This window comes from Alcanivorax hongdengensis A-11-3 (genome assembly GCF_000300995.1).
GTDB classification, from domain to species: domain Bacteria; phylum Pseudomonadota; class Gammaproteobacteria; order Pseudomonadales; family Alcanivoracaceae; genus Alcanivorax; species Alcanivorax hongdengensis.
In genome coordinates this window covers 1-1,308 of sequence record NZ_AMRJ01000071.1, presented here as the reverse complement: position 1 = coordinate 1,308, position 1,308 = coordinate 1, and the positions used below count along the sequence as shown (strand labels likewise).

1 protein-coding gene is annotated in these 1,308 nt (G+C 59.1%); it reads right to left on the bottom strand.

What is annotated here, in order from left to right; genetic code table 11:
- Positions 1-4: 4 nt before the first annotated feature.
- Complete coding sequence (locus A11A3_RS17085; RefSeq protein ID WP_008930584.1) at positions 5-1,207, bottom strand: ISL3 family transposase; 1,203 nt, start codon at positions 1,205-1,207, stop codon at positions 5-7.
- Positions 1,208-1,308: the final 101 nt, after the last annotated feature.

Genomic DNA, 1,308 nt, shown 5'->3' with positions numbered 1-1,308 from the left:
AGGTTCATCGCACTTTTCCGGGGAAGGCGGCCTTGATTTTCAGGAAGAAGTATTCCTGGTCCCTGTAACCGTATGCCATGCGCTTGATGACTTTGATCTTGTTATTCACCCCCTCCAGTTGACTGGTGTGCATGGGGAAGCGCGCGCTGGCGAGGATGCCGCGGGTATAGCGCTTGAGGTTGTCAGCAAAGCGCTGAAGGGGTTTCAGGCCACTTTCTCTGGCATGCCGTAACCAGGCCCGCCAACGCCGCCAACCTTCCCTGACACTGGGGGCGAACCAGACCTCCTTCAGGGCGTCTTTAAGCACGTACACGGTGGCCAGCGCCTGATTGGCATCCAGTATTTCCTGAAGCCGGACGGCTTGCTCGTCCTTCAGGTTCTCCTTGTTGCGCAACAGCAGCCAGCGACTGCGTTTGATGACCTGCCGAGCGGGCTTGTCGTCGCGTAACGCATTGGCCTGGTCCACCCGGATACGGTCGATCACCTTGCGTCCGTAGAGCGCCACCACATGGAACAGATCGAACACCACTTCCGCCTGCGGACAATGCTGTCTGACCTCCCGGTCAAAGGCGGTATTCATATCCATGGCGACCGCTTCAATCTGTTGGCAGCGCTCGCCAAGCCATTCAAAGAAGGGGCGGATCGCTTTGCGGCTATTGCCTTCGCCCACCCACAGCACGCGAGTACGCTCGGCATCCATGATCACCGTGGCGTAACGGTGACCCTTGTGTATGGCGAATTCATCCATCACCAGACGTCGCACGTCGCCGGGCTCAAAGCGCCCGACGGACGCTTGTAAGCGGCGTTTGTCCAAGGCCTTGATGGTGTGCCAGTGCAGCCCGGTGAGACGGCTGATATGGCTGATCGGCAAAACGGCCAACAGGGCCTCTATCCACGCCGCCAGGCGCCGCGTCAGCCGGCTGCGCTGATGCAGCCAATCCACCTTCTCGGTCCGCCGACCGCAACTCAGGCAGTCCACTCGGCGCACGGGCACGGACAATTCGACTCGTTGATCGAGCATGTCCTGGTCACGAATAGTGCGCACGGTACGGTCATGGATCAGCGGGCAGGGTTGCTGGCAGCTTCCACAGAGCGGCACGTGTGAGACCTTGGGTTCGAGGGTGATGGAGAGTGTCTGATCGGCAGATTGGCGGGTGGCCACGACACGATAGCCTGGCCAGAAAGCAGCAAAATCAATAGCATTCATGGGGACAGCAGGGAGTCGGTTAATCGGTGTGTTTCGCGACTACCAATCTACCGGTCTCTCTGCTGTCAATCCTCTCTTCCCCGCTAAAATGCGAAGAACCT